The following is a 17,449-nucleotide window of genomic DNA, read 5'->3' on the forward strand; positions in this document are numbered from 1 at the left end:
AACCAGACTGAACTATTACTTGAACATGTAATACTACGCCATTGTTGCTATGAAGAACGAAAAGGAAGAATCAACTATTACAAACATTTAAACCATATTTGTCGCTTAGCTTGACGCCAATGCGCCTGCGCGGGAATGACGAAAAAATAGGGTCGGGATTTACTCCCGATCGAATTATATATAGAGACAAGGCATGCCTTGTCTCTACAAGGTGGAGTATAAAACACCACCCTACGAAAAATTCAATCCACTGTTGTAAAAATTACTTTATGCACAATCTGGCTGACGAGCATCCATTGGTTTTTGTTTTTTTTTATCTATGATCCTGATTTTTTTTCGGGTGCTGATACCACATTTTATAACAGGCATTCCGGTTCTGAAGGGGTTTTAAGTATCGCAACATATGCAAAAACATTATTAAGTGCTCCTTTATAGTGTACCATTTTATCTTTCTGCTGCTCGAAATGATAGGCTCTTCAAGAATAATAAACCTCTTTCCATATTTCCTGCCCCAGCGCCTTAGAGCTATTGAAAAATGGATCTCCTCAGATGCATAATAGCGTTCATCAAACCCGCCTGTATCCATAAATGCCTCACTGGTGCAGAAAATATATGCCCCGCAGGCCCATTTAAATGTTTTTGACAGGATCAGCCAGGCCTTAAGGCCACACTTTACCAAGATTGGTAAATGACCATCAAACTCAACGGATGCGCCACCTCCGCTGTATCTTCCTGATGCAAGGGTGTTCAGGGTTTTTTTAAGCAAAGCAGGAGATATTAGTGTATCGCTGTCAACAAAGATAAGATATCTTCCCAATGCCTTTTTTGCCCCTGTATTACGTGCCTTTGATATCTGCTGATGTCCTTCAAAGGCTACTCTTGCGCCATATCCTTCCGCTATTGCGGCAGTGCGGTCAGTAGAGTTGTTATCAGAGACTATTATCTCACCAGTCAGCCTTCTGATAGCCTTCATTGATTTTATAATGCTTTCAAGTGTATGGGGAAGATAATCTTCCTCATTATAGGCGGGGATAATTATGGAATAATCAATGTTTGTGCCTGGATTCATATATCTTCAGCTTGACTATTTTTTAATTAAAACGATTCACCGCAAAGACGCAGAGAACGCAAATATTTTTTGTTGTCTCCCAACCAAAAAAATCACATTGAACTAAGCGCTCTCTGCGTCTTTAGAGAGTGGAACGAACGGGCGGTGAACCTGCTTTAAAACCCGTAAAATTTGACCATAGTATCCAGAGGCTCCCTGTCACGGAAATCCTTTGTTACCTCATTATCCCAGTCCGGATATCCAATAGCAATCCCAAGTGCAAGGCATTTATCCTGGGGGATGTCGATCTCCTGCCGAATGAGATCAGGGTATACAACAGCCATTGCCTGGGCGATAGTACCTAGCCCGTAATTCACAGCAAGGAGCATGATATTCTGCACTGCAGAGCCTGAATCATACATGCCCCAGACATTTATACCCTTTTCCTGCTGATAATAATTTTTATCCATCAAGAGGTAGATGCAGGTTGTTGCGCCATAATTGGTAAAATTGATAAGCATCTTATGCTCCATCTCCTCTTTGCTAAGCTCAGAGGTGCGACCCCGCCTCTCCTTTATCTGCATCTTTTTTATGCGGGAGGCAAATGGTTCAGGAAATACATATGGCCTTACGACCTCTGACTGTGAACCTGGCATTGCAGCGGGGCCACGCTTTACAAAGGCATCCTGTATGGCCTTGAGTTTATTACCTGTGACCACTGCAAATTCCCAGGGCTGGGTATTTGCCCATGAAGGGGCGCGCATGGCATCTTCAAGGATCTTTTTTAATAGATCAAGCGGTACCTGCTCCGGTTTGAATGACCTGATACTCTTTCTTTCCTTTATTGCCTGTACAACATCCATTTATATTACCTCCTGGCTTTGTATTAAATAAATTCTCCTGCCGCAAAGGGACAGTGGCACAATTATAACAGAGATGATCTGATTATATAATACAGTTCATGTTAATTAGGCAAGAAATCAGAATAATTTGCTTTTAAAGATTCCGCATGAGTTAGTTTAGCCCCTTCCTGGCTGGATGGGGCTTAATAAAGAGCTTCAATCCTTAAAATATCATGGCATGGCACACTCATACGATTCAGCATTTTCGGCAGGCCCGCCTTTATACTTAGGATATTCAGGGTAAGAACACATGGGCAGGCTTTTGTTTCCTCCGGTAACTGTTACAGATCTGGGTGGCGCTATCCCTTTTTCTACCCAGTCGATAAGCAGATTTAACCGGCTAAAGGTTGTAGGTATCTGTTCAACAGGAATGGTCTTTCCATCTCCATTAATAGAATAGTTTTTCCCCATAAGACCGTGGTCTGCCTGCGGGAGTACAAAAAACCGGGCAAATGCGTTTACTTTGTCTTTGCCCATTTTGTCTATTACTGACTGGTAGTAATCCAGTTGTGCGCCGGGGGATGCCAGTGTGTCGTTTGTGCCGATGGCAACAATCATCTTTCCTCCTCGTTTATGGAATGCACTCAGTTCAGGATTGGTTGAATCCAGGATAGCTGAAAGTTCCTTTCTTCTTGCATTCAATTTACCGCCCTCAACATAGTCAAGCGGGTTCGCCTTTAAATCCTGCATAAGAAATCCTGTCACCCCCAGCACTCCCATATGACTGTGCACAGGGGTGCTTTCATCAGCACCTTCCTGGCCCTTGAATCTCTCCGGTACAATCAAACCGCTTCCTGAAGGGTCAGTGTTTGGTAACCACATACCAAAGGTTTTAACATCATTTGTCAGTGGAGTAGCGAATTGATACCTACTGTAAACAAAGTGAAGTGTTTCAATCTGATCGTCTGTAAGGCATGCACTGGCGCTTGTGTCAGAAGGATTTGGATCCTTATTATCCGGGCATCTTTTATCTTTCCACGGGTTTCTTCCGGATTCTCCCTGCTTGACATCAAATATGGCCCGGCAGGCCATGTAATTATTGATGATGCCATCAGTAATCCCATCGAGTTTGTCACATTGACGTATGAATTCACCGGCAATGGCATTTGTCTTGGCAGGAGTCACCCATTTTTCAAAAGGCTTTTCCTGTATCCTGATAAGCTCTGGCGCAAGCATGAGCGTAGAAAAATTTACAATAGGGACACTGGCTGAGATCCCGTTATAGTCCTCAGGATATCTTTGTGCCACAGTGAGGGCTTCCCTCCCGCCCTGAGATCCTCCGAAAAAATAATTGTACTGAGGTCTTTCACCATACGCCCTTTCAATCAGCACCATGGCTGCATCATGGGTCTTTTTTAATTGCATATAGCCAAGGTTTTTTATTCCCTCATCGTTCAGTGCCCAGTCATCAGGATTCCCTGCGCCCGGGCTTTTTTTAGCGGGTCCACCGGGAAACCCCATCATAGACATCTGATGCCCGGAATCGCTTCCATATGTTGCAAACCCGAGACTGATAAGCGATGTCCTGGAGGACATATCCGTGCCCCCTGTAAGATTCGGGATGAAACCGTTCAAACCTGCCCCTCCCATCTGGGCGGAACGACTGCTCCATGATGAAGGAAGAATAACACGAAAATTAATGGGCCTGGCATTGGCTTCTTTGGAGACAGGGGCCATTTCACCATCGATGCTGCAATATCCTGGATTTGATTCAGTCGCCTCTGTCCAAACCGGTGGTTTCAGGTTCACACCCGATACAGGTTCACCTATTTCTGAAACAGGTATTGAAGCACCCAGTTTTTCCGCTGTACAATCCATCGTTGTTATAACTTTTGATCCAGTTTGTGCGTTACAAAATGAGGTAGAACAAAAAAGGCATAATAGAATGGTTGCCAGAATGGATATTGCTGTTTTTCCGGGATTTCGGTTCATTGTTTTTACTCCTGTTTTAATTTTTTTAATGATATCCAGCAGTCTGATTCTCTGATAATTGGAATAATGTATGCTGATATACCAAACTGCCTGATCACGTCAATGAATTTTTAACATTCGTTTAATCACGGTATGTTCTTCCTTTTAACTTTCCAGTCAGGGTCCATGCAGATTCCGCATTTATCACCAAGGAACATTTCACCGGCCTTTTTGTCACCCTTTAACTGCCACAATAGCCACTGAGTTGCAGCCTCAGCGAATTTGCCGCCATGCGGTTCGAAAAATGTGCCCCCATGTCCGACATAGAGATCGCCCTTAAACACAAATACATTCTCTATCTCTTCAAAATCCTTTTCTGAATTATCATATGCGATATCAGTAGGTCCGCCATTCAGGTATATTACCGGTGTACGAAGTTTTTTAAGTAGATCAGGGCCTGGTAGTTTCAGGAAATCCATTATCTTTTTTACCTCTTCTCCCTCCGGGATACCTGTTCTCATGATTCCGCTGTTCATGAATACTACTGTTTTAATGCGGCTATCAAGGGATGCATCAAGGGCCTGAAGCGCGCCGCAGGAGGCGCCCATCACCGCAATTTCACCGGTATCAAGCCTGTCATTATAGAGGCTTCCCGGCTTTTTGTTCTGTTCTATTGCCCAGTCAATGGAATTAAACAGTTTATCTGTTCTACATCTGGTAAGCTGCTCCTGCGGCACCTTGGTTGCAAGGTCAACGGACGGGGCTTCACCAGACTGATTTGCAGCCTGTTTGTTTGCAGCGATTGCCTGTTCAGTAGCCTCTTCCAGTTCTTTACTGATTTCTCCATTTGCGATAACTAGAAAACCATACGAGGCAATCTCATATGTATAACTGGAAGAAAAATTTCCAACATCATAACAGCCTCCATGGGCAACAGCAACAACGGGCAGTTTTCCTTTTACCTCCGACAGGTTTTCAGGCCGGAATATGGTGTGACCGGGAAGAGATGGGTCCATTTCCATAAGTACTTTGTAAGGTCCGGTGGTGTCATGGGTCTGGCTATTTTCAGAACGAAGCCAATTGAAATAATTATCAATAACCTTTATGCCCTTCTCATTAACTATCGGCCCGGCCTCCACTCTCTTTGCAAAATGCATCACATTTTGTTTTGCCTCTTCAAACACCGGCCAGTCGGGCAACCCTTCACCGTTCGGATCTTCGTATTTTGCAAAATTGGTCCAAAAGGACATGATCGTTTCTGACATGGCAAGATCAGCATCATTTTTTTCGGGGCGTCCGGGCAGACCAAACTGATGAAAGACAAGGGGCATCTCATCACTGTGCGCTGCGCCAAAACCTGCCCTTGGAGAATCAGGCGGATAATCAGGGTGGTGATCAAAATAGTAAAAAAAGACCTTTGATTTACTGGTCTTTGCCTGTAACCTTGCCCATGTCCAGTCCGGCCAGCCGAATGAGACATCGCGCATAAGATAACGGGCCATTTTTGCGGCAGTATCATTTCCGGAAGGGTAAAGTTCAAGGATCTTTTCAGCAAAAGGGCCATAACGCCTCTGCACGCTTTTGATATACGCTTCAGGCGTACCAGGTAAACCGAAATTTGCACCCTCATCCGAGTTGTATCCAACAATTATTGGGGTGTGGTTATAGTTACCGGTCTGGTAGAGTTTATAGAGGTCGTCCGGGATCACCCACCTGTCGCATACCGGTCCCCTCACCCCTGGTTGATTAAGACTCAGGGACTCCAATTTGTCGGCTTGTATCTGACGCAATTCTGCGATGGTGGATGCGCCAGCGGAAGCTGTAAATGTCTCACCTGTCTTTTCAGCATAGGCAAGGGGATTTACCCCTTCACCAGGTCCTCCAAACACACCGCTGCGCACCGAGGCAAAAAACCCTCCGCTCTGGGCAATGGCTCCATGGAAAAGTCCCTTTGCGAGCGGGGAGGCGCACAGGATACTTACTCTTGCGCCGCCGGCTGATTCACCGAAGATCGTCACTTTCCCCGGGTCGCCGCCGAATACGGATATGTTATTTTGAACCCATTTGAGACCCGCAATCATGTCCAGCAGGCCATAGTTGCCTGATACATGTTGATTGTTTTCAGAGCTTAAGCCGGGATGAGCCAGAAAACCGAACACACCAAGACGGTAGCCAACAGTTACAACTACAATTCCCCTTTTGGCCAGATGTTCACCATGATAAAGCTGTTCCGCGGTTGCACCGGCTGTAAACCCTCCGCCATGTATCCAAACCATAACAGCAAGTTTATCCTTATCATTTTTGGCTGGTGTCCACACATTGAGGTACAGGCAGTCCTCGTTTGGAGGCGCAAGGTTGGCTAATGCAGGGTTATTCTGAGTACTTGCATGGCCGAACTCTTTTGCAGGCAGGACACCGCTCCATCTCTGAGCAGGCTGCGGTGCCCTCCATCGTAAATCTCCTACAGGCGGCAATGCATAGGGGATACCCCTGTAGACCCTGATGCCATCTTCGATTGTACCCTGAACAGCGCCGTATTCTGTTTTAACAGCCTCTCCATTAACCCCGTGCCATGTCGTAAACAGTAAAATAAACAGGAGTAATCCTGTTGATAAAGCAAAATTGCGGGACGAAAAGTTTTCTGACATGGAAACCCTCCATCTGTTGGTTAAGTCAAGAATGTTATTTTGAAATGTCTGGCGATATTACTTTTCCAATGGGTAATTGTTAATAATATAAACATTACAAATATGCATATAATGTAATAACAAGTTTTCGGGCAGCATACTTCCCAATTATGTTCATTAAAAGATAATGTTCAATATGATTGTTTAAAAATATTAATTATATTAAATAGTAATCTCAAAAACAAATGGCTATGGATATGTTAAATGAAAATGCATTGACATTATAATGTGCAATCTGGTAGGAAATCACAATTATATATGTAATACATATTGTCAGCATTTCCTTTAAAAGGGGGGAACATGAAAAATCAGGTTCAACTCATTACCTATGTAGACCGCCTTTCGGGCGGGGGTTTCAAACAGTTAAATAGCCTGTTAAGAGATGAAATGAGGGATCTCTTTGGCGGTGCCCATCTTTTACCATTTTTTTATCCCATAGACGGTGCAGATGCGGGTTTTGATCCAATTGATCATACACAGACAGACCCTAAGCTCGGCACGTGGGATGATGTGCGTGAACTGGGTAATACGGTTGAGCTGGTAGCGGACCTTATTGTAAACCATGTGTCATCATCGTCCCCACAGTTTCTTGATTATTCAAAAAATGGGGATGCCTCAGAATATGCCGGCCTCTTTCTTTCATTTGACAGGGTATTTCCAAATGGGGCGAGTGAATCTGATATCCTGAGTATTTATCGTCCGCGCCCTACTGTGCCGTTCAGTCCCCTCATGCTTTTAACCGGTGAAAAGAGGCTCTTCTGGACTACCTTTAACCCTGAACAGATTGATATTGATGTCAGTCATTCGCAGGCAACAACCTATCTCGATTCTATCTTGAAGCAGTTTCAGGTGGCCGGGATAAAGATGATCAGACTTGATGCTGTAGGTTATGCAATCAAAAAGCCCGGAACAAGCTGTTTTATGATCCCTGAAACATATGCATTTATAGCAGAGCTTACGGCAAAGGCGCATGATCTTGGCATTGAGGTACTGGTAGAGATACACAGCCATTATATTAAACAGATCGAGATCGCAAAAAAGGTTGACTGGGTTTATGATTTTGCCTTACCTCCGCTTGTGCTGCATGCGCTGTTTAATGCGGATTCAAAACCGCTTGCAAAGTGGCTTTCCATAAGCCCCAGAAATGCCGTAACTGTTCTTGATACCCATGACGGAATAGGGGTTATTGATGTGGGGGCCGATGATATTGATAAAACGCCTGGCCTGCTTGCGCCTAATGATATAAACAATCTTGTTGAGACAATTCACATTCGAAGCAAAGGGGAGAGTAAAAAGGCCACAGGGGCGGCAGCAAACAATCTTGACCTTTACCAGGTGAACTGCACATTCCTTGATGCTTTGGGAGGGTGTGAAACAGAGTATCTGATAGCAAGAGCTGTTCAGTTTTTTGCCCCCGGGATTCCACAGGTCTATTATACCGGTCTTCTGGGGGGCAAAAATGATATGGAACTCCTTGAACGCTCAAAGGTCGGGCGCGACATCAACCGGCATTATTATACAAATGACGAGGTAGATAATGCCCTTAGGCAGCCAATGGTAAAGAAAATAATTGATCTGATTAGTCTCAGGAACAGCCACCCTGCCTTTAATGGTGAATTTCATGTGGAAGCACCGGAAAAGAGCCTGCTGTTAATGATCTGGAAAAAAGATGATCAATGGATAAAGCTTGATGTGGATTTATCAATTCCTTCAGCATCAATAACAGGTTCAGGCCTGAAGGAGGAAATTATCTATAAAGGTTAGCATGGCATTTTAAAATCTTTAAGACAGTGGATTTTTAGTTTTCCTTGTGCCTTGAGCCCTGAGCCCTGTGCTTCTTGTCCCGCCATAGCCTTTGGCGACGGCGGCTGTGCCTTGAACCTTTCAGCTTTTATTTTGAGGTATTTCCATGGACTCTACAACTTCCAAACACAACCTTACCGCAATCAAATGGCTTACATTTTTAATGTTCATGATGTTTGCCATGACCACAGATTCAGTTGGCCTTATCATCCCGGTAGTAATAAGAGAATTCAAACTGAGCATGGCTGCTGCAGGGGCATTCCACTATGCAAACATGATAGCTATTGCACTGGCAGGGATCTTCCTGGGATATCTGGCAGACAGCCTGGGCCGCAAGAAGACCATTATTTTTGGTCTGATACTTTTTGCCCTTAACTCCTATCTCTTTGCTGTGGGTAATACATTTTTGTTTTTCGTTGTGCTTCTTGTTATATCCGGCGCAGCCATAGGAATATTCAAGACAGGCGCCCTGGCCCTTGTTGGCGATATATCCCATTCAACAACAGAGCACACTGCCACTATGAACACGGTTGAAGGGTTCTTTGGTGTTGGCGCTATTATTGGGCCTGCAATAGTTACCTGGCTGCTTGATGGCGGGTTTTCATGGAAATGGATCTATATAATCGCCGGGACAATATGTGTTATACTTATTCTAACCGCATCGCTTGTAAAATATCCTAAGACTGTCAAGAGCATGGATGAACCCATTGACCTTAAAAGGACATTCGGGATGATGAAGGATCTCTACGCCCTTGGTTTTTCCCTTGGAATATTTCTTTATGTGGCATCCGAATGCGCCATATATGTCTGGATGCCCACCCTGTTTGAGGGATACACAGGTTCATTCACCTTTGTTGTCGCATATGCAACATCCATATTTTTTATCCTGCGTGTCATAGGGAGGTTCATGGGGGCATGGATACTGGCCAGATTCAACTGGGCATCAGTAATGGTGCTTTTTAGCCTGGCTATCTTCATATGTTTTATCGGTTCCATGATTGGTGGTTTATCATATGCCATATGGCTTTTGCCTTTATCAGGTCTATTCATGTCCATGATATACCCGACATTAAACTCAAAGGGGATAAGCTGTTTTCCAAAGACAGAGCATGGGACGGTTGCAGGTGTGATACTCTTTTTTACATGTGTGGCAGCAGCCGCAGGGCCATGGGCAATGGGCGTTGTGAGTGATATATTCGGTGATCCTAAATACGGCTTTATCCTTGCAACCGGTTTTGCCGGGCTGCTTTTTGTCGGGATGATGATAAACTGGATATATAACCCGGCGAAAAAGAGACTGGCTGAGTTGGATAGTAGTGAGTACTAAAGAAAGCTGGCAGCTCTCAGCTATCAGTGGTCAGCTTTCAGCAAAAACATAAATTGTAGGGGCACGAGGCATCATGCCTGTTGTTCAATGTATGGGAAAATGTGGAATAGGCAAAATTATAAATTGTAGGGGCGAAAAATTTTTCGCCCCTACGGTTGTAAATGAAAACATTGTGCTTTTTCTATAGGAAAGAGGAGTCAAAAATGAAATTCAGGATATTATCACTTATCATATTCAGTTTACTGATTATTACATCTACACATGGCCAGCTTGTAGATGAGTTTAATCAGGAGGACAACAGTTGCTGTCTACCCATATTTGCTCAGAGGCTTGTGAATCAGCTCTCTGACTGGAACCAGCTCAGCAGGTACAAGGCTGATAACGAGGCGCTTAAAAAGAAACCATATGATGCCAAACGTGTTGTGTTTATGGGCGACTCAATTACTGATTTCTGGAAACTGGCAGAATCTTTTCCTGGTAAGCCATATGTAAACCGTGGCATAAGCGGGCAGACAACACCCCAGATGCTGGTACGCATGTATCCCGATGTGATAGTGCACAAACCCGCAGCAATGGTATTGCTCGCCGGGATCAACGATGTATCACAGAACACAGGGCCTTCAACAGCAGAGATGGTGGAACAGAATATAATGGCCATGACCGATATTGCAAAACAAAACAACATAAAGGTTATTCTCTGCTCCGTCCTGCCAATAAGTGACTATGGCTTTTACAAGGCAAAAGCAAGCGGCAGCCTGCCCTCATATATGAAAGACCCGGTATCAGCTACCCATCCGCCAGAGGATATCATTAAGCTTAATGCATGGATGAAGGGATATGCCTCAAAGGTTGGAGCAACATATGTGGACTACTTCAGTGCAATGGTGGATGAAAAAGGGTTCCTGAAAGAAGAATTATCAGAGGATGGCATTCATCCCAATGCAGAGGGATACAAGATAATGACAAAGATACTGGGAGAGGCGATAAATAAATCTATCAAATAGTAAAAGAATCTATGATTTTTGTCCGGTCTTGTAGAGACAATGCATGCCTTGTCTCTACGAAATGTGAATATAATTAACAGCTTTTGTATAAATGAAAATGATTATTAATGTAGGGGCAGGCCCCTGTGCCTGCCCGTGGGGGATGCCAGATGGCAAAAAATTCGGGCAACCACAGGGGGTTGCCCCTACAAGCGGATAAATACCTAATGAAGCTGATTTAAAAAGTTATTTATATCCTGTCTTCTTTAGTTAGTTTTATTATTGGAGAAAAAAATGAAAAATACCATATACACAATATTAATTGTCCTGTTTTTTATTTTAGAATCTACAGCCTCTGCACAAACAGCTAACCTGCTTTTTAAGGCCGGGGCTGCCAAGGTTGATGTTACCCCCGACGAAAAGGCGTTGCCGAAAAATATAGAGGGGATACATGACAGGGTCTACTCAAGGGCTATTGTTGTGGATAACGGGGTCACAAGTGCAGCACTTGTTACTGTTGACACAGGTATGCTATTCGAGCAGTTGTGGAAGAACCTGACACAGAAGATCGAAAAAGAGCTGGGAATACCTGCTCAAAATATCCTTTTAACCCCGACCCATACACACAGCAGTATATTTGGACCTCAACCTGGTCTGGAAGAACTTATTTTTAAATCGATTAAGCTTGCAAAGGAAAGGCTTCAGCCAGCCCGCATAGGTTATGGCACAGGTGTTTCCTATATAAATGTCAACCGCAACATTATTGACCCCAAGACAAGACGCTGGTGGGAAGGGCCTAACTATGACGGCCCTTCGGATAAGACTGTCGCAGTGGTGAAATTTGAAACCATAAATGGGGAACCTATTGCAGTATATTATAACTATGCCATGCACGGTGTTACTGTGGGGCAGATCGATAAAATCAGTGGTGATGCACCGGGAGCAACCTCAAAATATATAGAGGATTCATTTGACGATAAAATAGTTGCCGTGTGGTCAACAGGCGCATGCGGGGACCAGAACCCTATTTATTTTCAGCAGACATATGACTTAAGGGATATAAGAATAAAGGATTATGCAAAGCGCGGGATCGATATCAGTAATGCAATGCCACCGGGAGGGGAGGGGCTGAATAAAGAGGATCATGAGGTGAAAAAACTCATGGATCAGCAGAAACAGATGATCCTTTCAATGGGGCAGTTTTTGGGTGAAGAGGTCATGCATGTAATGCGGGGCATGGAGCGCATGTCAGAAAAGGGCAGGATAGCAGGAAAGCAGAAGATGGTCAGCTTTCCGGGACGTGATCAGACAAACAAGGGTCGTGCCGGGTATGAAGGCACATACAAGGATGGCGCCCCGGTTGAGCTTCGCCTGGGGCTTTTAATGATAGATGATATAGCCATTGGCACTGTAAACGCAGAGATATTCAACCTGATCGCACAAAGGCTAAAAAAGGAATCTCCATTAACAAAAACCATGATGGTGACCATTACAAACGGCATGGCAAATTCAGGGTATATCCCCAATGATGCGGCATTCGGCTACCAGACCTTTGAGGTGCTCTCATCCAGGTGCAAACCAGGGTATGCAGAGAACGCCATAGTGAACGGGATACTTGATCTTATTTATGAGACAAGGGAAAAGTAGATATTGGCACCAAAGTAGGGGCGAATAATTATTCGCCTGATATTAATAGTATGGAATAGGATAAACCCATAAACATACTTATTTAATGATATTCTTGATCTAATTTGGAGTTTTTTGTATGATGTTGTCATGCAAATAAAGGGGACTCAATGAAAACAAAAAAAACACGAATAGCCATGACAATCTCCATGCCTGAGAATATTGCTGAAGAATATGAAAATCTGGCCAGACTGATGTCAAAGAATAAGAGCGTGCTCTTTAGAGAAATGTTTCAGGTTTACAAGGAGCAGGCCCTAGAAAAGGAATTTCGAGAACTTCAAAAATATGGCGCAGATTTGGGTCGTGCAAAAGGTTTATTTTCCGAGGCGGACATTGAAAAACTTGTTTTTCAGGGTCGCTGATCTTGAAGGTCGTTTTTGACACCAACATATTTATATCTGCATTTGTTTTTCCCGGAGGTAATGCAGAGCAGGCCTGGATCAGGGCTATCCACAATGATTTTGAACTCTACACATCAATAGCTATCCTGGCTGAACTGGCAAAGAAACTGCAAGAAAAATTCGACTGGGAAAAACCAAAAATAGCCCAGTTGATTACGCACATCAGCAGAATCGCCAGGGTCCTGAAAACTACACCAAGCATAAATATATTAGCGGATACGCCTGATAATCGTATACTGGAATGTGCCACAGAAGGGAAAGCGGAGCTGCTTGTAACCGGAGACAAACATCTGATGAAAATCGGGCATTATGAAGATATTAAGATCATTAAGTTATCCGATTTTCTCATGATGTTTGAATGAGTATCAGGGAAAGGGTTGCGCAGATCATTGACCCTTAATAAATACCACCTCTTTATGAACTCAAACATATTTTGACATGAAATGTTTAATCGGTTAATATCCTAAGCAATTAAAAAGACTTATCTAGTGTGCATCCAAAAACTGTTGTTTTTTGATGCGAGCTATCAGCCACCAGCGATCAGCTTCCAGCAAAAAACAAACAACTAATACGAGGAAAAAGAATATGACCAGTATTGGAAAAAAGATCAGGATGGAAAGGATTTTCGACAGGATCAGTAAAAACACTATTATCGTACCAATGATTCATGGCTCTGGTACTGGACCAATTGGCGGGGCTAATGACATGAATAAAGCGGTTGATAAGGTCGCTCGAAGCGGAGCCAATGCAGTTATTATTCATAAGGGTGAGGTGGCTAACGGACACAGAGGGAGAGGCAAGGATGTCGGTCTGATCGTGCATATGTCCTCTTCGACCAGGTTTTCTGATGATGCTGACGACAGGGCCATTGTTTGCTCGGTTAAGGAGGCTGTATCCTTAGGGGCGGATGCGGTGTCGATTCAGATTCAGTTGGAAAAGGGGAAGGTGAAAAAGGTTCTGGAGGATTTCACTGCAATAGTAGATCAGTCTAATGAGTATGGCATGCCCTTAATGGCTATGGTTTGTCTGAGCGGAGCAAAGAATGAAAAAGGAAAAGAGTATGATGCTGAAAATATAGGGCTTTGCGCCCAGGCGGCATATGAGCTGGGAGTGGATATCGTGAATGTGAATTATACCGGCTCTCCTGAAACATTTAAGCAAGTCGTAGCTGCCTGTAAGGTACCGGTGGTGGTTGCTGATGGTCCCAAAATGGGTAGCGAAAAAGAGATACTGGAAATGGTTGAAGGGGCCATGATGGCTGGTGCAGCAGGGCTTTCAATTGGCCCAAATCTTATTCAGCGTGATGATCTAACAACCATCATAGGCAAGATGAGCAAGATCGTTCACAAAGGAGCGCATGTGGGGAATTTTTATCCTGAAAAAGAGGGTGGAAAAAGGTCTTTTTGGGAGGATAAATAACTCCTGGCATTTGTGACAGTTTTTAATCTGGTTCCCACGGTCTTCGTGGGAACCTTTTACTTTTAATGCTCTGCGTTAATAATCTCGGAAAAGATACATCTGGCTGGAAGCAGATATAAAACATTTAATAGCCAGTATCCCTAATATTTAACCTCCACAACAGTCGAGTGGCTGCCACTGTCTCGTCCCCTACTATGGCCTGTTGAGAGCCTCAAGATCGAACGAGATAGCAAACTAAAACCTGTATGAAAGGCATACGGCTCATGATCCTTTTAAATCTTTACTTTAGCATCAGTTTGCTGTATTAAATTCAAAAAGTATTATCAGCCTCTTACCAATATCCATAAATCAGGAGGGAATCATGGTTTCAGTGATCATCATTATAGCTATTATTGTAGTGCTCGTTGTAATTATTGGCGCCATGTACAATGGTCTTGTCACAACGAGAAACCGTTTTAAAAACGCATTCTCACAGATAGATGTTCAGTTGAAGCGACGGTATGATCTTATTCCCAATCTGGTGGAAACCGCAAAGGGCTATATGAAGCATGAACGTGACACACTGGAAGCCGTTATCGCCGCCAGAAACAGCGCCATGGATGCTAACCGGAGAGCTTCTGCCGATCCGGGTAACCCCGAGGCCATGAAATCACTTTCCGGTGCTGAATCCATACTGACAGGAACCCTAGGCCGGCTGTTCGCCCTTGCTGAAAGTTATCCCGATCTCAAGGCAAACCAGAATATGCTGCAGGTTCAGGAAGAACTGACATCCACGGAAAATCGCATAGCCTTCGCGCGTCAGGCATTTAACGACGCTGTAACTTCCTATAATATCACCTGCGAAAAGTTCCCGAATAATATCATCGCTGGCATGTTCAACTTCAATGCCGCAGAACTTCTTGCGGCTACAGAATCATCCGAAGAGAGAAAAGCTCCCAGGGTTTCTTTCTAAAAGAAAAATTAAATCATGGATTTTTTTTCAGAACAGTCCAGGTCAAGAGGGAAAACAACACAGCTTGTTATTTTGTTCATAATCGCTGTCGCGGGAATTGTTTTATCCGTGTATACAGTGATCGTGATAGCCTTTGGTTTTTTTATATCACAGGGCGCTTCTCACTCAACACGGGTTTTACACTGGTTCAACTGGGAGCTTTTTCTCGCGGTAAGCATCATAACCGTTCTTGTAATAGCGATCGGCAGTATATTCAAAATTATAGCTCTTGGTAAAGGCGGAAGTTATGTGGCTGAAAGCCTGGGCGGGATGCTGATCAACCGCGGGACCACAAACGCTGATGAACGAAAACTGGTTAATGTTGTTGAAGAAATGGCTATTGCCTCCGGAATCCCGGTTCCCCAGGTGTATGTGCTTGACGGTGAAGAGGGTATCAACGCGTTTGCGGCAGGTTATACAACAAACGACGCGGTTGTCGCGGTAACACGCGGATGCATGACAATGTTGACCCGTGACGAGCTTCAGGGTGTTATAGCCCATGAATTCAGCCACATCTTTAACGGAGACATGAGGCTCAACATTCGCATTATAGGGCTTTTAAGTGGAATACTGATCATTGCAAATATCGGATACATCATTATGCGGACAGGTTCTCGAAGCAGAAAAAGCGGCGCCCAGGCAGCCATTGCCGGCCTCGGGCTTCTGGCAATTGGTTACGTGGGCGTTTTTGCAGGCAGGATCATACAGAGCGCCATATCCAGGCAGAGGGAATTTCTGGCCGATGCTTCCGCTGTCCAGTTTACAAGAAACCCCTCAGGTATTGCAGGCGCCCTGAAAAAAATCGGTGGTTTCGCACGCGGATCAAAGATCAAATCGTCCGCGGCAAGCGAGACATGCCACATGTTCTTTTCAAGCGCCATCAATTCACTGTTTGCCACACACCCTCCCATTACCGAAAGAATCAGGCGCATTGACCCTTCGTTCGACAGGAAATCCGAAAAGTCAAAGAGAACTGCTGCTCCTGGCGCGGACAGGGGACATGCCTTTCAATCATTCGATGCAGGCGGCATCAATTCGCAGACATCAAGGCTGTCTGTTGATCCTGATGAAATAACAGGCCGCGCGGGGAATATTTCCCCACAGAGCGTATCATTCAGTTCCGCCCTTCTGGCAGCGCTTCCTGATAAAATACAGAATGAACTTCAGGATATATTCGGTGCATCGGCAGTTGTATGCGCCCTTCTTCTTGATGCGAATCACGATGAAAGAGAAAACCAGTTGAACATGCTGGGGCATGTTGCGCCTGACAAGACAGTAATACATATCAGAATGACAGCCGGACACATGAAGGGTCTTGATCCGCGCATGAGACTTCCATTACTTGACCTGGCCTTTCCGGCGTTAAGGCAGATGTCCGTGGACCAGTACAGGACATTTCTGAATCATATAAAGATTCTAATTGAGGCAGACAAAAAAATAAACCTCTATGAGTTCTGCTTCAAGGAGGTAATCACACACAGACTGGGCGCAGCATTTAACGCCTCTTCACAGAAAGTCACATATAAAAAATTTGACGACCTGGTACCTGATATAATTAACCTTATATCCATTCTTGCCCATGCGGGTCACAGTGACAGCAAAGACACTGAAGTCGCCTTTAATGCGGCCATGTACCGCCTGCCTGTCAGGGCCGGGAACAGGATTTTGCCTCGTGATCGAATATCCCTTCAGTCACTGCATGAGACACTCAGCCGTCTGGCCTTTGCGTCACCCGGCATTAAAAAAACAGTATTCGACGCCTGCGCCCACTGCGTGCTTTATGATAAGACTGTAACTGTTGAGGAGGCTGAACTTCTGAGGGCCATTGCATATTCTATGGATATACCGGTTCCCCCGTTTCTTTCAGATAACTGTTGAAGGCACTGTGAGACAACGCAGGCAAAAAAGAAAAAGTAGAGGCTAAAAAAAATCGCCCCTATCGGTTTATTTTGTAACTGCGCCCTTACAAAATCCAATGTCTCCTATTCCCTTACGTGTCTAAACCTTTTTTTGCTAAATTTAACAGGAGTGTAAAGAAATTAATTACCAGATAGAGTGAGGATGGGGACGATTATGCTTTTATGCCTTTCTGAAATGTAGGGAAATAAACGGCATTCTTTTTATATAAATGACTTTATTGCCTTTCCATTTTCTTTATTGTATTTCAATAAATTCCGGTTAGGGAATTGCAGGTAGAAAAGGTAATAAAAATAAAATAAAAAAAAGAGGTTGATGTAGAATTTGCTTGACAAATCAAATGGTTAGGGGGTCGCAAATTTGTAACTACTTGA

13 protein-coding genes are annotated in these 17,449 nt (G+C 44.1%); 9 read left to right on the forward strand and 4 right to left on the reverse strand.

Features of this window, described 5'->3' with window-relative positions:
* Nucleotides 1-313 precede the first annotated feature (313 nt).
* The 4 genes from GX654_07270 to GX654_07285 form a co-directional block, all read right to left on the reverse strand.
* Nucleotides 314-1,069 carry a glycosyltransferase gene (locus GX654_07270; protein ID NLD36651.1) on the reverse strand — a complete coding sequence of 252 codons (756 nt, stop codon included), beginning with the start codon at nucleotides 1,067-1,069 and terminating at the stop codon, nucleotides 314-316.
* Between the two features lie 155 nt (nucleotides 1,070-1,224).
* A complete protein-coding gene (locus GX654_07275; GenBank protein ID NLD36652.1) occupies nucleotides 1,225-1,911 on the reverse strand; it encodes a hypothetical protein in 687 nt (228 codons plus the stop codon).
* A 210-nt stretch (nucleotides 1,912-2,121) separates the two neighbouring features.
* Complete coding sequence (locus GX654_07280; protein NLD36653.1) at nucleotides 2,122-3,882, reverse strand: tannase/feruloyl esterase family alpha/beta hydrolase; 1,761 nt, start codon at nucleotides 3,880-3,882, stop codon at nucleotides 2,122-2,124.
* 125 nt (nucleotides 3,883-4,007) lie between these two features.
* Complete coding sequence (locus GX654_07285) at nucleotides 4,008-6,509, reverse strand: carboxylesterase family protein (protein ID NLD36654.1); 2,502 nt, start codon at nucleotides 6,507-6,509, stop codon at nucleotides 4,008-4,010.
* A 339-nt stretch (nucleotides 6,510-6,848) separates the two neighbouring features.
* Between GX654_07285 and GX654_07290 the strand changes: the two genes are divergently transcribed.
* The 9 genes from GX654_07290 (at nucleotide 6,849) to GX654_07330 (ending at nucleotide 17,036) form a co-directional block, all read left to right on the forward strand.
* Complete coding sequence (locus GX654_07290) at nucleotides 6,849-8,312, forward strand: sucrose phosphorylase (protein NLD36655.1); 1,464 nt, start codon at nucleotides 6,849-6,851, stop codon at nucleotides 8,310-8,312.
* A gap of 145 nt (nucleotides 8,313-8,457) precedes the next feature.
* Nucleotides 8,458-9,678: an MFS transporter gene (locus tag GX654_07295; protein NLD36656.1), complete on the forward strand. Its 1,221-nt coding sequence runs from the start codon at nucleotides 8,458-8,460 to the stop codon at nucleotides 9,676-9,678.
* 203 nt (nucleotides 9,679-9,881) lie between these two features.
* Nucleotides 9,882-10,682 (forward strand): capsular biosynthesis protein, encoded by an 801-nt coding sequence (locus tag GX654_07300; protein NLD36657.1) that lies wholly within the window; start codon nucleotides 9,882-9,884, stop codon nucleotides 10,680-10,682.
* Nucleotides 10,683-10,955: 273 nt separating this feature from the next.
* Nucleotides 10,956-12,308 carry a hypothetical protein gene (locus tag GX654_07305; GenBank protein ID NLD36658.1) on the forward strand — a complete coding sequence of 451 codons (1,353 nt, stop codon included), beginning with the start codon at nucleotides 10,956-10,958 and terminating at the stop codon, nucleotides 12,306-12,308.
* Nucleotides 12,309-12,457: 149 nt separating this feature from the next.
* A complete protein-coding gene (locus tag GX654_07310; protein NLD36659.1) occupies nucleotides 12,458-12,709 on the forward strand; it encodes a CopG family transcriptional regulator in 252 nt (83 codons plus the stop codon).
* Between the two features lie 2 nt (nucleotides 12,710-12,711).
* Entirely contained in the window at nucleotides 12,712-13,110 is a 399-nt protein-coding gene (locus tag GX654_07315) for a putative toxin-antitoxin system toxin component, PIN family (protein NLD36660.1), read from the forward strand.
* Nucleotides 13,111-13,333: 223 nt separating this feature from the next.
* Nucleotides 13,334-14,167, forward strand: coding sequence for a fructose-bisphosphate aldolase (locus GX654_07320; GenBank protein NLD36661.1), 834 nt, complete (start codon nucleotides 13,334-13,336; stop codon nucleotides 14,165-14,167).
* A 361-nt stretch (nucleotides 14,168-14,528) separates the two neighbouring features.
* Nucleotides 14,529-15,119: a LemA family protein gene (locus tag GX654_07325; GenBank protein ID NLD36662.1), complete on the forward strand. Its 591-nt coding sequence runs from the start codon at nucleotides 14,529-14,531 to the stop codon at nucleotides 15,117-15,119.
* Nucleotides 15,120-15,134: 15 nt separating this feature from the next.
* Nucleotides 15,135-17,036: a M48 family metallopeptidase gene (locus GX654_07330; GenBank protein ID NLD36663.1), complete on the forward strand. Its 1,902-nt coding sequence runs from the start codon at nucleotides 15,135-15,137 to the stop codon at nucleotides 17,034-17,036.
* Nucleotides 17,037-17,449 lie beyond the last annotated feature (413 nt).

Source organism: Desulfatiglans sp. (assembly GCA_012513605.1).
Classification (GTDB): Bacteria; Desulfobacterota; DSM-4660; order Desulfatiglandales; family HGW-15; genus JAAZBV01.